Origin of the sequence: Caulobacter sp. FWC2 (genome assembly GCF_002742625.1) — a bacterium.
GTDB lineage: Bacteria > Pseudomonadota > Alphaproteobacteria > Caulobacterales > Caulobacteraceae > Caulobacter.
In genome coordinates, this window is record NZ_PEBF01000001.1 from 4,789,218 (window position 1) to 4,804,126 (window position 14,909).

At 67.2% G+C, this 14,909-nt stretch carries 17 protein-coding genes; 13 read left to right on the plus strand and 4 right to left on the minus strand.

Translation table 11 applies throughout. The features are described from left to right. Nucleotides 1-68: 68 nt before the first annotated feature. Both CSW62_RS22575 and CSW62_RS22580 read right to left on the minus strand, forming a co-directional pair. On the minus strand, nucleotides 69-1,178 hold the full coding sequence (locus CSW62_RS22575) for a GTP-binding protein (protein ID WP_099581735.1): 1,110 nt from the start codon (nucleotides 1,176-1,178) through the stop codon (nucleotides 69-71). Nucleotides 1,179-1,236: 58 nt separating this feature from the next. Further along, nucleotides 1,237-1,866, minus strand: coding sequence for a hypothetical protein (locus CSW62_RS22580; RefSeq protein WP_099581736.1), 630 nt, complete (start codon nucleotides 1,864-1,866; stop codon nucleotides 1,237-1,239). A gap of 201 nt (nucleotides 1,867-2,067) precedes the next feature. Between CSW62_RS22580 and rplU the strand changes: the two genes are divergently transcribed. The 3 genes from rplU to CSW62_RS22595 all read left to right on the plus strand — a co-directional run bounded on the left by rplU (nucleotide 2,068) and on the right by CSW62_RS22595 (nucleotide 3,669). Then, a complete protein-coding gene (gene rplU / locus CSW62_RS22585; RefSeq protein WP_099581737.1) occupies nucleotides 2,068-2,640 on the plus strand; it encodes a 50S ribosomal protein L21 in 573 nt (190 codons plus the stop codon). 31 nt (nucleotides 2,641-2,671) lie between these two features. Beyond that, the gene (rpmA, locus tag CSW62_RS22590) at nucleotides 2,672-2,941 is read left to right on the plus strand and encodes a 50S ribosomal protein L27 (RefSeq protein ID WP_099581738.1); all 270 of its coding nucleotides are present in this window, start codon (nucleotides 2,672-2,674) and stop codon (nucleotides 2,939-2,941) included. A gap of 194 nt (nucleotides 2,942-3,135) precedes the next feature. Next, nucleotides 3,136-3,669, plus strand: a complete 534-nt coding sequence (locus CSW62_RS22595) for a GNAT family N-acetyltransferase (RefSeq protein WP_099582418.1) — start codon at nucleotides 3,136-3,138, stop codon at nucleotides 3,667-3,669. 15 nt (nucleotides 3,670-3,684) lie between these two features. Here the strand turns inward: CSW62_RS22595 and CSW62_RS22600 are convergent, their stop codons facing one another. Then, entirely contained in the window at nucleotides 3,685-4,611 is a 927-nt protein-coding gene (locus tag CSW62_RS22600; protein WP_369827561.1) for a hypothetical protein, read from the minus strand. A 249-nt stretch (nucleotides 4,612-4,860) separates the two neighbouring features. On the opposite strand from CSW62_RS22600, the gene obgE reads away from it, so the two are divergent. The 10 genes from obgE (at nucleotide 4,861) to CSW62_RS22650 (ending at nucleotide 13,976) form a co-directional block, all read left to right on the plus strand. After that, a complete protein-coding gene (obgE, locus tag CSW62_RS22605; protein WP_099581740.1) occupies nucleotides 4,861-5,925 on the plus strand; it encodes a GTPase ObgE in 1,065 nt (354 codons plus the stop codon). Further along, nucleotides 5,922-7,052, plus strand: a complete 1,131-nt coding sequence (proB, locus tag CSW62_RS22610; protein WP_099581741.1) for a glutamate 5-kinase — start codon at nucleotides 5,922-5,924, stop codon at nucleotides 7,050-7,052. The genes obgE and proB overlap by 4 nt, the downstream gene beginning before the upstream one ends. A gap of 21 nt (nucleotides 7,053-7,073) precedes the next feature. Then, nucleotides 7,074-8,603, plus strand: a complete 1,530-nt coding sequence (locus CSW62_RS22615; protein WP_099581742.1) for a UbiD family decarboxylase — start codon at nucleotides 7,074-7,076, stop codon at nucleotides 8,601-8,603. Between the two features lie 42 nt (nucleotides 8,604-8,645). Continuing rightward, on the plus strand, nucleotides 8,646-8,912 hold the full coding sequence (locus CSW62_RS22620; RefSeq protein WP_099581743.1) for an AbrB/MazE/SpoVT family DNA-binding domain-containing protein: 267 nt from the start codon (nucleotides 8,646-8,648) through the stop codon (nucleotides 8,910-8,912). Continuing rightward, on the plus strand, nucleotides 8,909-9,223 hold the full coding sequence (locus CSW62_RS22625) for a type II toxin-antitoxin system PemK/MazF family toxin (protein WP_233206761.1): 315 nt from the start codon (nucleotides 8,909-8,911) through the stop codon (nucleotides 9,221-9,223). Before CSW62_RS22620 ends, CSW62_RS22625 begins: the two co-directional genes overlap by 4 nt. Nucleotides 9,224-9,252: 29 nt before the next feature. After that, nucleotides 9,253-11,082: a M14 family metallopeptidase gene (locus CSW62_RS22630; RefSeq protein WP_099582420.1), complete on the plus strand. Its 1,830-nt coding sequence runs from the start codon at nucleotides 9,253-9,255 to the stop codon at nucleotides 11,080-11,082. Nucleotides 11,083-11,167: 85 nt separating this feature from the next. Beyond that, nucleotides 11,168-11,569, plus strand: coding sequence for an MAPEG family protein (locus CSW62_RS22635; RefSeq protein WP_099581744.1), 402 nt, complete (start codon nucleotides 11,168-11,170; stop codon nucleotides 11,567-11,569). Nucleotides 11,570-11,614: 45 nt separating this feature from the next. Continuing rightward, complete coding sequence (locus CSW62_RS22640) at nucleotides 11,615-12,946, plus strand: TldD/PmbA family protein (protein WP_099581745.1); 1,332 nt, start codon at nucleotides 11,615-11,617, stop codon at nucleotides 12,944-12,946. Then, complete coding sequence (locus CSW62_RS22645) at nucleotides 12,943-13,722, plus strand: 3'(2'),5'-bisphosphate nucleotidase CysQ (protein ID WP_099581746.1); 780 nt, start codon at nucleotides 12,943-12,945, stop codon at nucleotides 13,720-13,722. The genes CSW62_RS22640 and CSW62_RS22645 overlap by 4 nt, the downstream gene beginning before the upstream one ends. 20 nt (nucleotides 13,723-13,742) lie before the next feature. Further along, a complete protein-coding gene (locus tag CSW62_RS22650; protein ID WP_199170677.1) occupies nucleotides 13,743-13,976 on the plus strand; it encodes a DUF4170 domain-containing protein in 234 nt (77 codons plus the stop codon). A gap of 134 nt (nucleotides 13,977-14,110) precedes the next feature. Here the strand turns inward: CSW62_RS22650 and CSW62_RS22655 are convergent, their stop codons facing one another. Then, nucleotides 14,111-14,776: a tyrosine-protein phosphatase gene (locus CSW62_RS22655; protein WP_099582421.1), complete on the minus strand. Its 666-nt coding sequence runs from the start codon at nucleotides 14,774-14,776 to the stop codon at nucleotides 14,111-14,113. Nucleotides 14,777-14,909: the final 133 nt, after the last annotated feature.

Genomic DNA, 14,909 nt, shown 5'->3' on the forward strand with positions numbered 1-14,909 from the left:
GTTCTTCAACCCCTCACCCGACCCACTGCGTGGGCCACCCTCTCCCGCGAGGGGAGAGGGACTGGTAACTACGCCGCCGTCGCCTCGAAGCCCTTGCGCAACTCGGCTTCGTCCAGGTCGCGGCCGATGAACACCATGCGGCTGTAGCGCTTGTCCTTGTCGGTCCATTCGCGCTGGAAGTCGCCTTCCAGGATCATATGGACGGCCTGGAACACGAGGCGCTTTTCCTCGCCCTTCACATCGATGATGCCCTTGGCGCGCAGGATGTCCGGGCCGCGCTTGGCCAGCAGGTCGTTGAGCCAGGCGGTGATCTTCTGGCCGTCGACCGGCTTGTCGAGGGTCAGGGAGATCCCCTTGACGCCATCGTCGTGGATGGCGCTGGCGTGGCCGTGATCATGGCCGTGGTGATCATGGCCGCAGTGTTCGTCGTGAACGTGCCCGTGATCGTGATCATGATGATGGTGATCGTGGCCGCAGTGCTCGTCGTGCACATGGCCCGCCTCGCCGTGGGCCGGGTTCAGGAACGACGGCTCCAGCTCGGTAATCCGCTCCAGGTCGAAGCTGTGCTTGCCCAGGATGGCGTCCAGCGGGACGTTGGAGCGCTGGGCGCGGTGGATCGGGGCCAGCGGGTTGATGCGGCGGATACGGGCCTCGACGTGGCGTAGGTCGTCTTCCGAGACCAGGTCGGTCTTGTTCAGCACGATCTGGTCGGCGAAGGCGATCTGCTCGACCGCTTCCTTGCTGTCGCCCAGGCGCAGCATGATGTGCTTGGCGTCGACCACGGCGGTGACCGAATCGAGGGCCGTGCGGGCCTTGACGTCGTCGTCGACGAAGAAGGTCTGGGCCACCGGGCCAGGATCGGCCAGGCCGGTCGTCTCGACGATGATGGCGTCGAAACCGCCCTTCCGCTTCATCAGGCCTTGCAGAACTCGGATCAGGTCGCCGCGCACCGTGCAGCAGACGCAGCCGTTGTTCATCTCGAACACTTCCTCGTCAGCCCCGACCACCAGGTCGTTGTCGATGCCGACCTCGCCGAACTCGTTGACGATCACGGCGTAGCGCTTGCCGTGCTCCTCGGTGAGGATGCGGTTGAGCAGCGTGGTCTTGCCGGCGCCGAGATAGCCGGTCAGCACGGTGACGGGGATCTTGCCGGAAGCGGCGGGAGCGTTCTGGGTCATGGCCGCTATTTAGGAGCGTGGAGGCCCCAACGGAAGCGGCTTACGGCGTGAAGCCCGTTTAGGTCTTCAGGAACGCCACCGCGAGGCCGACCAGGATCAGGGCCACGCCCAGGATGGTTTCCTCGTAGCGCTCGACCCATTGCAGGCCCAGGCGCTTGAAACCCGCCAGCGACAGGCTGGTGAAGATCAGCATGCCGGCCGAGGTGGCGGCCATCAGCACCGCGCTCAGCACCAGGAAGGCCTGCCAGCCGTGCTGCATCCCGGCCAGGTAGTAGGGCAGGAACGCCTCGCAGGGCGACAGGGTCAGCAGGGTGACCAGGGCGATGATCGCGGCGCGATCCGAGGTGTAGCTGCGCCGCCCGGCCTCCGGCAGGGCGTGGTTGTGACGCCCGCGCGCTATATAGAAGAGGCCCACGGCCACCATCAGGCCGCCCACAACCCAGTGGAACAGCCCGCCCAGCCTGGGTTCCAGCGCCAGGCCGGCCACTACCAGCCCCAGGCCAAGGGCGATGGTCAGGCCCACGTGGCCGAGGCCCGCCAGCAGGGTCACGCCGAGGGTTCGGCTCGTGGACCACTTCTGGGCGCGGCCGACCAGCACGAACGGCAGCCAGTGCGTGGGCAGCGCCGCATGCAGGAAGGCCACGGCGAAACCGGTCACGGCGATGGAGGTGAAAAAGGTCGAGTTCACGTCACGGCCTATAGCGCGTTATAAAGTAACGTCCCAGGGGGCGTGTCCGCCTAATCGCACTTAAGCGCCGTGTCGTCGGATTCCGGCCCAACGGCGTTGACTCCCGCCCTTCTGGCTGTATAAGTCGCGCCCTCATCGCCCGCCGGGTTTCCGAGCGGGCGTTCCCTATTTTGCGAACGCACGTTTTTAAGGCGCTAACCTATGTACGCGGTGATCAAAACCGGCGGCAAGCAGTACCGGGTTCAAGCCGGCGACCTGCTGGTTGTCGAAAAGCTCGAAGGTGAACCCGGCGCTGCCGTGGCCTTCGGTGAAGTCCTGATGCTTGGCGAAGGCGAGGCCGTGACGGTCGGCGCCCCTACCGTGGACGGCGCTGTCGTCTCCGGGACCCTGCTCGAAACCCGCAAGGGTGAGAAGGTGAAGATCTTCAAGAAGATCCGTCGCCAGGGCTATCGCCGCACCCGCGGCCACCGCCAATTCGAATCCGTCGTGCGCGTCACGTCGGTCGTCGGCGCTGGCCTGGAAGCCAAGTGGGAAGGCGCTATCGACCTGACCCCGAAGGTCATCCTGAACGCCCGCGCTCGCGGCCTCGGCGACGCCGCCGTGCCGGCGACGATCCCGACCGGCTCGACCGAAGCGGCTCCGGCTGCTCCGAAGAAGGCCGCCAAGGCTCCGAAGGCTGCTGACGCCGCCATCGAGCCGGCCGCCGAAGCCGCCCCGAAGAAGAAGGCCGCCCCTAAGAAGGCAGCCGCCACCACGGAGGAAGGCGAAGCCTAAGGGCGACGCCTTCTAAAGGTAGGAGAGCAAGATGGCTCACAAGAAATCAGGCGGCTCGTCCAGCAACGGTCGCGACTCAGAGTCGAAGCGCCTTGGCGTGAAGAAGTTCGGCGGCGAGAAGGTTCTCGCTGGCAACATCCTCGTGCGTCAACGCGGCACGAAGTTCTATCCGGGCGCCAATGTCGGCATCGGCAAGGACCACACCCTCTTTGCCCTCGTGCAAGGCGCCGTGGGCTTCGTGACCAAGAAGCATGACCGTACGTACGTGACGGTGACCCCGGCCGCTCAACCGGCCGAGTAAGCACGAACCAGAGTTTCTTCGGATCGTGCTTCTCACTCAGAAGACGATCCGGACAGACGATCTCTAGCGGGGAGTCCGGAACGCCGGACTCCCCGCTTTTGTTTTGTCTCGCCGCCCAGGAAAAGCAAAAGCTTCGCCATGGCGGCGTCACGGTCTCCAATCAGAAGGGGCCGGAAGAACTCTGGGAGGCGCCGATGTGCGTCATCGAAGAAAGACCTGTCATCGACACCCAGCGGCTGACGCTGCGCGCGCCGGCCAAGGCCGACGTCGAGCGCGTGGCGGCCTTCTGCGTCGATCATGATGTGGCGCGCATGACCACCCGCATGCCCGCGCCCTACACCCGCGCTCACGCCGAGGATTTCGTGGCCCGCTGCGGAACCCAGGACCGGTCGCGCGACAACACCTTCGCCATCGAACTGGCCGACGAGGGCCTGATCGGCGTCATCGGCATGTTCACCACGCCGGACGGCCAGGTCGAGTTGGGCTACTGGATCGGCCGCCCCTACTGGGGTCGCGGCTACGCTACCGAGGCGACGCGCAGTGCGCTGGACTGGGCCCGCTCGGCCTGGAAGAAGCGCTATGTCGTGGCCGGCCATTTCGCCGACAACGACGCGTCGGGCCGGGTGCTGGTCAAGGCCGGCTTCCTGTACACCGGCGTCGTCGAGCACAAGCCTTCGATCGCGCGCGGCGAACCGGCGGCGACGCGGATGATGGTGTGGCTGGCTTAGAGCTGTAGAGCGCCCCTAAGCCGCCCGGTGCGTGTGGATCACCTTCTGCGGCCCCTCACGGAAGCGCCGCTCGGCCGTGATGATCCGCTCGCACAGCGCGTCCAGGTCCGACAGCAGCGAGTAGGTCGCGTAGATGGGGATCTCCATCAGCGCCACCTGCGCGCGCGGCATGAACTCGGTGTACTTCTTCCATGAGACGTGGGCGTCGCGCGCGCTCGTCGCGCGCTGGCCCAGCGGGTTCCACAGGTCCAGGTCCATCAACTCGTCGCGGCACTGCTTCATGACCGGCAGGGCGATGTAGAGGAACAGGAAGGTCGGGGTCGCGGCGCGGCCGAACTGCGGCTGCACCTGCAGGTGCCAGATCCGGTAGGCCTCGAAGAAGCCCGCCTTGCGCGCCGGATCCGGCGGCAGCCAGGTGGCTTGATCGTTGATGAGGTCGTTGGCGGTGCTGGACCGCTTGACCAGTTCGTCGGCGGACGTACCGGCCGGCATGGTCTTGGACAGGGCCGAGACCGGGATGGCCAGCTTGCGGGCGACGTCGGTGAAGGCCACGGCCCGGCCGGCCATCGGCGTGAACTGGCCGAACGACGGCGCGCCGGGCGTGCTGGCGCGTTTGGCGGCGGCGGTCTTGTGCAGCAGCAGCTGTTCTTCGCGCTGCTGTTCCGCGCGCAGGCGGTCGAATTCGATCTCGTGGGCGGCCTGTTCCTCGGCCGTCATCCATTTGGCGCGCCCGGGGCCATAGGTGCGCTCGTAGCGATTCAGCAGGACCAAGGTGTGGTCGCTGGACGGCCGCAGACCGACTTCGGCGACGAAGGTCTTGAACTCGCGCCACTGCGGCGCGATGCCCGTGCCGCGCCCGATCAAGATGTTGCGGTGGACCGAGGCCTCGACGCTATACTTGCGGTGAAGGTCCTGCGTCGACAAATCGCGCAGGTCCGTCATCAGTATCGCGTTGCTGTCTTCTGCCGTAGCCAAGGTCAGCCTCCCACTCCGCCGAGAAAAACGGCGGTCACGCTGCCAAGACACTTTGTCGCACTAGGTGTTTTAACATTTCGTCACGATGACGAACAGCAGTGGCGCTTTTCACGCGACGAAGCGTCACGGTTTGAAAAGCCGGTTTGGCGGGCCGGTGTGAAGGCCGTGAGGCCATTTTGGCTCGACGCGCGGGACGCCTTGGGACTAAAGAGCGCCATGAAATTCTTGGACCAATGCAAGATCTACATCCGCTCGGGTAACGGCGGCGGCGGGTCGGTGTCGTTCCGCCGCGAGAAGTACATCGAGTACGGCGGCCCGGACGGCGGTGACGGCGGTCGCGGCGGCGACGTGTGGATCGAGGCCGTCGAAGGCCTCAACACCCTGATCGACTACCGCTACCAACAACATTTCAAGGCCGGCACGGGCATCCACGGCATGGGTCGCGCGCGCCACGGCGCCGCCGGCGACGACGTGCTGCTGAAGGTTCCGGTGGGCACCGAGATCCTCGAGGAGGACAAGGAAACCCTGATCGCCGACCTCGACCACGCGGGCGCGCGCCTGCTGCTGGCCAAGGGCGGCAACGGCGGCTGGGGCAACCTGCACTTCAAGGGCCCGGTGAACCAGGCGCCGAAATACGCCAACCCCGGCCAGGAAGGCGAGGAACGCTGGATCTGGCTGCGGCTGAAGCTGATCGCCGACGTCGGCCTGGTCGGCCTGCCCAACGCAGGCAAGTCGACCTTCCTGGCGGCCGCCAGCGCCGCCAAGCCGAAGATCGCCGACTATCCGTTCACGACCCTGACACCGAACCTCGGCGTCGTGGACCTGTCGAGCGACGAGCGCTTCGTCATCGCCGACATCCCCGGCCTGATCGAAGGCGCTTCGGAAGGCGCGGGCCTGGGCACCCGCTTCCTGGGCCACGTCGAGCGCTCGGCCACCCTGATCCACCTGATCGACGGCACGCAGGACGATATCGCCGGCGCCTGGACCACGATCCGGGGCGAGCTGGAAGCCTATGGCGAGGATCTCGCCGACAAGTCCGAGATCCTGGCCCTGAACAAGATCGACGCCCTCGACGAGGAAACCCTCGCCGAGAAGGTGGCCGAACTGACCGCTGTGGCCGGCATCAAGCCGTTCCTGGTCTCGGGGGTCTCGGGCAAGGGCGTCACCGAACTGCTGCGCGCCGCCTATCGCCAGGTCCGCATCCGTCGCGGCGATCTCGAGGAAGAGATCGACGATGACGAAGACCATATCGAGGAGACCCCTGGGGGCTGGACGCCGTGAGCCAGGCCGCCGAGGCGTTTTCCAGCGCCCGTCGCATCGTCTTCAAGGTCGGCTCGGCCCTGCTGGTTGATGCCGAGACCGGCCGCGCCAACCACGCCTGGCTCGAGGCGTTCTGCGCCGACGCCGCCGCCCTTCGCGACGCGGGCAAGCAGGTGCTGGTGGTCTCGTCGGGCGCGGTCGCCCTGGGCCGCCGTCGCCTGGGCCTGACCGGCCGCAAGGCGACCCTGCCGGAGAAGCAGGCCGCCGCGGCCGCCGGCCAATCCCTGCTGATGCGCGCCTGGGAAGAGGCCTTCGAGCCGCACGGCGTCGGCGTCGCCCAGATCCTGCTGACCCGCGACGACACCGAGATGCGCCGCCGCTGGCTGAACGCCCGCGCGACGACCGAGACCCTGATGGGCCTGGGCGTCGTGCCGGTGGTCAACGAGAACGATACGGTCGTCACCGAGGAAATCCGCTACGGCGACAACGACCGCCTGGCCGCCCGCGTGGCCCAGATGGCCAGCGCCGACCTGCTGGTGCTGCTGTCCGACATCGACGGCCTCTACACCGCCGATCCGCGCAAGAACCCGAACGCGGCGCACATCCCGCTGGTCAGCGAGATCACCCCCGAGATCGCCGGCATGGCCGAGGGCGCCAACGCCGCGGCGGGCGTCGGGACGGGCGGCATGGCCACCAAGATCGCCGCCGCCCGCATCGCCCGCGCCGCCGGCTGCGCCACGCTCATCACGCTGGGCTCGCGCCCGCGTCCGCTGGCCGCCATCGCCGACGGCGAGAAGGCCACGCTGATCGAAGCCAACGCCTCACCCGCCGCCGCCTACAAGGCCTGGATCGCCGGCTCGCTAGCCCCGCAGGGCTGGGTGACGGTCGACGCCGGCGCCGCCAAGGCCCTGGCCTCGGGCAAGAGCCTGCTGTCGGCCGGGGTCCGCGCCATCGAGGGTCCGTTCGAGAAGGGCGACGCCGTCCGCGTGCGCGACGAGACCGGCCGCGAGGTCGCCCGTGGCCTCGTCCGCTATGACAGCGCCGACGCCCACCGCATCGCCGGCCTTCGCTCCGACGCCATCGAGGCCGAACTCGGATTTACCGAAGGTCCGATGATCCACGCGGACGATTTGGCCGTAGCTAACTAGACCGCACGCACGAGTATCCCCATGGCCTACCGATCCCTCCGCGAATTCATCGACGTCCTGGAGGCCAAGGGCGAACTGGTGCGCGTCACCGAACCGGTCTCCAGCGTCCTGGAGATGACCGAGATCCAGACGCGCCTGCTGGCGACTGGCGGCCCGGCCGTGCTGTTCGAGCACGTGCTGCTGCCCGACGGCTCGCGCTCGTCGATGCCGGCCCTGGCCAATCTTTTCGGCACGGTCAAGCGCGTGGCCATGGGCGTCACCCTCGGCGGCGAGCCGCGCACCACCGCCGGCGAACTGCGCGAGGTGGGCGAACTGCTGGCCTTCCTGCGCCAGCCCGCGCCGCCGAAGGGGCTGAAGGACGCCCTGGACATGCTGCCCCTGGCCAAGACCGTGATGGCCATGCGGCCGGGCACGGTGAAGAAGGCCCCGGTGCAGGAAATCGTCCTGACCGGCGACCAGATCGACCTGACCAGGCTGCCGGTCCAGACCTGCTGGCCGGGCGAGCCCGCGCCGCTGATCACCTGGCCGCTGGTCGTCACCAAGGGGCCCGGCAAGGACCGCGAGGATGACTTCAATCTCGGCATCTATCGGATGCAGGTGCTGGGCAAGGACCGCTGCATCATGCGCTGGCTGGCCCACCGCGGCGGCGCCCAGCACTACGCCCGCCACAAGAAGGCGGGAAACAAGGACCCCCTCCCCGCCTGCGCCGTGCTGGGCGCGGATCCCGGCACCATCCTGGCGGCCGTGACGCCGGTGCCCGACACCCTGTCGGAATACCAGTTCGCCGGCCTGCTGCGCGGCGCCAAGGTCGACCTGGTGCCGGCCAAGACCGTGCCGCTGATGGTGCCGGCCCACGCCGAGATCGTCATCGAGGGCCATGTCCTGCTCGACGAGTACGCCGATGAAGGCCCCTACGGCGACCACACCGGCTACTACAACAGCGTCGAGAAGTTCCCGGTCTTCAAGGTGACCGCGATCACCATGCGCAAGGACCCGATCTATCTCACCACTTTCACCGGCCGGCCGCCGGATGAACCGAGCGTGCTGGGCGAGGCGCTGAACGAGGTGTTCGTTCCCCTCATCCGCCAGCAGTTCCCCGAGATCGTCGACTTCTGGCTGCCGCCGGAGGGCTGCAGCTACCGCATCGCCGTGGTCTCGATGAAGAAGGCCTATCCCGGCCACGCCAAGCGCGTGATGTTGGGCGTCTGGAGCTATCTGCGCCAGTTCATGTACACCAAGTGGGTGATCGTCGTGGACCACGACATCAACGCCCGCGACTGGAAGGACGTGATGTGGGCGATCAGCACCAAGATGGATCCCGCGCGGGACATCACGGTGATCGAGCACACCCCGATCGACTATCTGGACTTCGCCAGCCCCGAGAGCGGCCTCGGCTCCAAGATCGGCCTCGACGCCACCGACAAGTGGCCGCCCGAGACCAAGCGTGAGTGGGGCGAGGAAATCCGCATGGACCAGGCGGTGATCGACACGGTCAGCGAGAAGTGGGCGCGGCTGGGGCTTCCGGGGGATGGCAAGCCGATCTGGAAATAAGGGCGCGCCCGTGTTATCACTTCGTTATAACGAGGTGACGCCATGCGTTCGTCTGTCCGGAAGATTGGCAACTCCGCCGGCTTGATCCTGCCCAGGCCCGTCCTGGATGGCCTGGGCGTCGAAGTGGGCGACCCGCTGGAAATCACACTCAACGGCGACGAGGTGGTCGTGAAAGCCAGCAAGCGAAAGGTGCGCGAGGGCTGGGAAGAGGCCGCGAAGCAGATCGCTGCTCATGGCCTCAGCGAGGAAGAGGTCGAATGGCTGGAAGCGCCATTGACGGCTGAAACCGACGAGGATTGGACGTGGTGAACCGCGGAGAGGTCTGGCTTGTCCGCCTTGACCCGGCCGAGGGCGGCGAACTCCAGAAGACGCGTCCATGCGTGGTCGTGTCTCCGTCGGACCTGAATCCCTTCCGGGTATCGACGGTCGTGCCGCTGACCAGCGGCGGCTTTGCAGCGCCGTTCCGGCCGCCCGTGACCTATCAAGGACGCGACGGGTACGTTCTGACCGATCAGATCCGCACCGTCGCAAGGTCTCGCATGCTGCGACGACTTCCAGACATTGATCCTAAAACCCTGTCGGCCACCCTGGCGGCGCTAAGGGAAATGTTTGAGGAGTAGGCGTCGCACCGCCTTCGCCCGTGACCGAGATGCAGCATGCGTTCACTTGCCCTCGCCGTCGCCTTTCTCTGGGAGCCCCCGCCATGTCCCAAACGCCTCAGTCGAAAGCCCCTTGGGATCAGCCCTTCCTGCCGCCGGCCCCGCACTGGCAGGGCGCCAGCCAAGGCCTGATCCGCGACACGTCCGATCCTTGGGTCACGGCGTTCGAGGCCGACGCCGAGCATGACTTCTCGCCCAACTATGTCGACACCCGCGCCTGGTTCGACCGCCTGGACAAGGCCAGCAAGCTGATCCGGGTCGAGGACTTCGGCGTCTCGCCGCAGGGCCGCGCGATCTTCGCGGTGATCGCCAGCAAGGATGGCGAGACGCTTGACCAGAAGAAGCCGCTGCTGCTGGTCCAGTGCGGCATCCACCCCGGCGAGATCGACGGCAAGGACGCTGGCATGATGCTGCTGCGGGACATGGCTTTCCACGGCAAGGACGACCTGCTGGACAAGGTCAACCTGGTCCTGATCCCGATCCTGTCGGTCGACGGCCACGAGCGGGCGAGCGCCTATTCGCGCCCCAACCAGCGGGGGCCGCGCATCCAGGGCTGGCGCAACACCGCCACCAACCAGAACCTCAACCGCGACTTCATGAAGCTGGACCAGCCGGAGATGCAGGCGCTGAAGCGTCTGCAGGCCAAGTACAGGGCCGATCTCTATGTCGACGTCCACGTGACCGACGGCCTCGACTACCAGTACGACGTCACCTACGGCTTCAATGGCGAGAACGGGGTCTGGAACCGCTCGCCGGCCATCGCCCAGTGGCTGGACGACGTGCTCAAGCCGACCATGAACGCCAGCCTGGAGGCCGAGGGCCACATCCCGGGCGAGTTGGTGTTCGGCGTCGATGACCAGGACCCCAAGGCCGGCTTCAACGACGGCGGCCTGGGCGAGCGCTTCTCGAACGGCTGGGGCGCGGCCGCCCACGTCCCGACCATCCTGATCGAGAACCATAGCTTGAAGCCCCATGCGCAACGGGTGCTCGGGACCTATGTCTTCATCGAGACGGCCTTGAAGCTGCTGGCGGAGAAGGGCGAGACCTTGCGCGCCGCCATCGCCGCCGACAGCGCCCTGCGCCCCGCCGAGATCCCGGCCAACTTCGTCTCCGACGACCAGCCCAGCTATACGCGCCACTTCAAGGGCATCAGGTACGAGACCTATGACAGCCCCGCTTCAGGCCGGAAGGAGATCCGCTGGCTAGGCGAGGCCGATCCGGAGCTCTGGCAGGCGCCGTTCTACGGCTCGCACCCCACCCTGACCCTGACACGGCCCTCGGCCTACTATGTGCCGAGCTACCGCGCCGACCTGATCGAGCGGCTGAGGCTGCATGGCGTGACGCTGGAAACCCTGACCGAGGACAAGACCCTCGAAGTCGAGATGATCCGCCTGGTCGATCCCAAGCTGGCCGACCGCGCCAACGAGGGTCACGTCCAGATCAGCGTCGACAAGGTCACCACGGAGACCCGCGCCTGGATCTTCCCGAAAGGCTCGATCCGCGTGCCGACCGACCAGCCGCTGGGCGACCTGATCGTGCTGCTGCTGGAGCCGCAGTCGGGCGAGAGCTTCTTCGCCTGGGGCATGGTCCCCGAGGTGCTGAGCCGCGTGGAATATATCGAGTCCTACGCCATCGCTCCGCTGGCCGAGAAGATGATGGCAGCCGATCCCAAGCTCAAGGCCGAGTTCGAAGCCAAGCTGGCCGCCGAGCCCAGGTTCGCCGCTGATCCGGAGGCGCGTCTGGCCTGGTTCTACGAACGCACGCCCTTCTACGACGACCACTACTTGCTTTACCCGATAGCCCGCGAAATCGCGCGATAGGCGGGTCGGGTTGCCGAGACCGATCGGAAGGCTTCATATGCCCCCCTTCGCCGGGGGCGGGATAGTTACTAGGGCTTGAGCTACCATGGATACGATTGCTTCGGGCCACGCCGCCGCCCTTTGGGCCGGCCTGCACCTTTTCCTGCTGCTGATCCTTTCGCTGCTGGTCGTGCGCCTGCGCCAGAAGCACAAGGTGGCCCTGGGCGACGAGGGCATCCCTGAGCTGGCCCGCGCCATCCGCGCCTTCGGCAACGCCACCGAATATGTGCCGACCGGCATCGCGGCCCTGGCCGTGCTGGCCGTGGCCGGCGCCTCGCCGCTGGCCATCCACGTGGTGGGTTTCATTCTCTTCGCCGGCCGCGTGATCCACGCCGTCGGCCTGTCCACCAACGGCGGCGCCTCGATCGGGCGATCGGTCGGCATGGTGGCGACCTGGCTGGCCTACATCTTCGCTGGCGTGGCCCTACTGCTGTCGGCGATAGGCTGAATTGACGCGCTTGCTCCTTCGGGGGCCGGTCGTCCATAAGACCGCATGGACGATAATCTGCTGCATGACGTGGTCGCCGCCGCGCGCAAGGCCGGGGCGGACGCCGCCGAAGCCGTCTTCGCCGAGCGCCAGTCGCTCTCCGTCTCGGTCCGCCTGGGCGAATTGGAAGAAGTCGAGCGCGAGGAGGCCCGCGACCTGGGCCTGCGCGTCTTTATCGGGGCCCGCAGCGCCACCGTTTCCGGCTCCGACGTCTCGGCCGAGGCGCGCGCCAAGCTGATCGAACGCGCCGTGGCCATGGCCCGCCTCGCCCCAGAAGACCCCTATGCCAGCCTGGCGCCGCACGACCGCCTGGCCAGGGGTCCGTTCCCCGAGCTCGACCTGATCGACGCCTACGAGCCCACCGCCGAGACCCTGGAAGCCCAGGCGCGCCTGGCCGAAGAGCACGCCCGCGCGGTCAAGGGCGTAACCAATTCCGACGGCGGCTCGGCCACCTGGTCATCGTCGAAGTGGAGCCTGGTCACCACCGCCGGCTTCCACGGAACCCAAGCGGCCACCGGCCACTCGATCTCGGCCTCGGCCATCGCCGGCGAGGGCGCGGGCATGGAACGCGGCGGCGAAGGCCGCTCGGCCCGTCACTTCGGCGACCTGCCGGCCGCCGGCGACATCGGCATGGAAGCCGGCCGCCAGGCGGTCGCGCGTCTCAACCCGCGCAAGATCGCCACGACCACCGCCCCGGTGATCTTCGAGAACCGCCTGGCCATGAGCCTGATCGGTCCTCTGCTGGGCGCGATCTCGGGACCGGCAATCACCCGCGGCGCCTCATTCCTGAAGGACAAGCTGGGCCAGCAGATCTTCGCCAAGGGCGTCAATCTGCTGGAAGACCCGCACCGCGTACGCGGTCTGGGCTCGGCGCCGTTCGACGACGAAGGCGTGGCGACGGAAGCCCGCGCCCTGATCGACGACGGCGTGCTGACCACCTGGCTCCTGAACAGCTCCTCGGCCAAGCAGTTGGGCATGGTCACCACCGGCCACGCCTCGCGCGGCCTGGCCGGCCCCTCGGGCGTCTCCACCCACAACCTGACGCTCCAGCCGGGCGCGCGGGACCTGGCGGGCCTGATGCAGGACGCCGGGACGGGCCTGCTGGTCACCTCGATGTTCGGCCCCTCGCTGAACGGCAACACCGGCGACTGGTCGGTGGGCTGCTCGGGCGTCTGGTTCGAGAACGGCGAGAGCACTGGCCCGGTCACCGAGATCACCGTGGCCGGCAACCTGATCGACATCTACGCCCGCCTCGTGCCCGGTTCGGACCTGCAGTTCCTGGGCGCCAGCAACAGTCCGTCGATCCTGGTCGACGCCTTGGCGATCGCGGGCAAATGAACGACCTGGACCTGATCCTGAGAGCGGCCAGGGAAGCGGGCGAGCTGGCGCTCTCGGCCCGCGAGGGCGGCTTGAAGATCTGGTCCAAGGAGGGCGGCTCGCCGGTGACCGACGCGGACCTCGCCGTCGACACCCTGCTGAAGACCGGGCTCGGCGCGGAGCGCCCCGGCTACGGCTGGCTGTCGGAGGAGACGGCCGACGATCCGGCCCGCCTGACCACCCCACGCCAATTCGTCGTCGACCCGATCGACGGCACGGCGGCCTTCATGAAGGGCAAGCCGTGGTTCGCCGTCTCGATCGCCGTGGTCGAGAACGGCCAGCCCGTCGCCGGCGTCGTCCACGCGCCCGCCCTGAACGAGACCTACCTGGCCACGGCCGACGGTCCGGCGACCCTGAACGGCGCCGTCATCGAACCCAGCGCCACCGCTCACCTCGAAGGCTCGGCCATGCTGGGCGACGCCAAGATGTTCGCCCATCCGGCCTGGCGCGAGCCGTGGCCGGACATGCGGATCGAGAGCCGCAACTCGATCGCCTACCGCATGTGCCTGGTCGCGGCCGGGACCTTCGACGCCGCCATCGCCCTGTCGCCCAAGAGCGAGTGGGACGTCGCCGCCGCCGACCTGATCTGCCGCCGCGCCGGCGCCTGGCTCAGCGACCACAAGGGCCGCGATTTCGCCTATAATCGCCCCGTTCCGCTGGTTCCGAGCCTGGTTTGCGCCAATCGGACGCTTGCGCCATTGATCCTGTCACGCGTCGGGCATATCGAGCTGCCATAAAACCAATTCCTCGCAGGAACTTGCCCCAAATGCCCGATAAGCAGCTTCTTCATATCGTCGTCGGTGGCGAACTCTCGGATGTGGCTGGTGTCGAATTCCGGGACCTGTCCAAGGTCGAGTTCGTCGGCGCCTATCCCAGCTACGAAGACGCCCACAAGGCCTGGAAGGCCAAGGCCCAGGCGACCGTGGACAACGCCCACGCCCGCTACTTCATCATCCACGCGCACAAGCTGCTGGATCCGAGCGAGGGCTAAGGCCGCGCCAGCCCCCACCTGACCTCGCTTCGCGAGGTCTGTCCGCCCCCAAAGGGGTGGCGGAGAAAATCTCTCCTCCCCCTTTATGGGGGAGGGGGACCGCCGAACGGCGGTGGAGGGGGTCTGCGCCGCCCCTACTCCCGCCGCAGGATCTTGTCCGTCAGCACCTTCCCCAGCATCCCAGCGCGGAAGGTCTTCTTCATCGCGACGGGATCGTAGTCGTCGCTCTCGACCCATTCGCTGAACGTCAGCCCCTTGGGTTCGCCGACCTCCAGATATTGCTCGAACACATAGTCCAGCACGCCGGTGTTGCCGTGCTTGATATGCAGGTAGCGCGGCGACAGCTGCTCCATCGCCTCGCGGATCGGCAGGCCCAGGCGGTAGTGGGCGTAGAACACGCTCATGATCCCCGCCCGGTCCGCGCCCGACTTGCAGTGCATCAGGGCCGGATATTCGATCGTCTCGAACAGTTCCTTGGCGCCGCGCACCCGCTCGCGGATCGGGACCTCGCGCGAGGTGATGGTGAAGTCGACGAAGTTCAGGCCCAGGCGCTGGCAGGCGTCCTTTTCCAGCGCGTAGAAGCTGCCGTCAAAGCCGCCGCGCAGGTTCACGATGGTCTTGATCCCGCGCCGCTTCCACCAGGCCAGCTGGAATGGCCAGGGCTGGTTGGCGCGGACCAGCTCGGGGCTGATCCAGTGGGCGTTCGAAAAGCCCAGCCGCAGATAGGCGTGGTCGTTCCACAGATAGTGGAGATAGGTCTTGAACCGGCCCAAGGGCGTGGCGAGGTCGAACTTGGCCAAGGCGATGGGATCCTTCGGAAACTCGCCGCCTAAGTAGGGGTATCGGCCCCGAAAGGCAAAAGCCGCCCTCATGGTGTCGCTTTTCCCGGACACTGCGTCCGCCACGTCCTTGACAGCCCCGCCCACAAATCCG

What these genes read in the sequence shown, in the direction of transcription:
- CSW62_RS22630 (WP_099582420.1), top strand. Translation starts at nt 9,253, where the DNA reads ATGCAGCATGCGTTCACTTGCCCTCGCCGTCGCCTTTCTCTGGGAGCC.
- obgE (WP_099581740.1), top strand. Translation starts at nt 4,861, where the DNA reads ATGAAATTCTTGGACCAATGCAAGATCTACATCCGCTCGGGTAACGGC.
- CSW62_RS22635 (WP_099581744.1), top strand. Translation starts at nt 11,168, where the DNA reads ATGGATACGATTGCTTCGGGCCACGCCGCCGCCCTTTGGGCCGGCCTG.
- CSW62_RS22595 (WP_099582418.1), top strand. Translation starts at nt 3,136, where the DNA reads ATGTGCGTCATCGAAGAAAGACCTGTCATCGACACCCAGCGGCTGACG.
- CSW62_RS22575 (WP_099581735.1), bottom strand. Translation starts at nt 1,178, where the DNA reads ATGACCCAGAACGCTCCCGCCGCTTCCGGCAAGATCCCCGTCACCGTG.
- rplU (WP_099581737.1), top strand. Translation starts at nt 2,068, where the DNA reads ATGTACGCGGTGATCAAAACCGGCGGCAAGCAGTACCGGGTTCAAGCC.
- CSW62_RS22640 (WP_099581745.1), top strand. Translation starts at nt 11,615, where the DNA reads ATGGACGATAATCTGCTGCATGACGTGGTCGCCGCCGCGCGCAAGGCC.
- CSW62_RS22615 (WP_099581742.1), top strand. Translation starts at nt 7,074, where the DNA reads ATGGCCTACCGATCCCTCCGCGAATTCATCGACGTCCTGGAGGCCAAG.
- CSW62_RS22645 (WP_099581746.1), top strand. Translation starts at nt 12,943, where the DNA reads ATGAACGACCTGGACCTGATCCTGAGAGCGGCCAGGGAAGCGGGCGAG.
- rpmA (WP_099581738.1), top strand. Translation starts at nt 2,672, where the DNA reads ATGGCTCACAAGAAATCAGGCGGCTCGTCCAGCAACGGTCGCGACTCA.
- CSW62_RS22620 (WP_099581743.1), top strand. Translation starts at nt 8,646, where the DNA reads ATGCGTTCGTCTGTCCGGAAGATTGGCAACTCCGCCGGCTTGATCCTG.
- CSW62_RS22600 (WP_369827561.1), bottom strand. Translation starts at nt 4,611, where the DNA reads ATGACGGACCTGCGCGATTTGTCGACGCAGGACCTTCACCGCAAGTAT.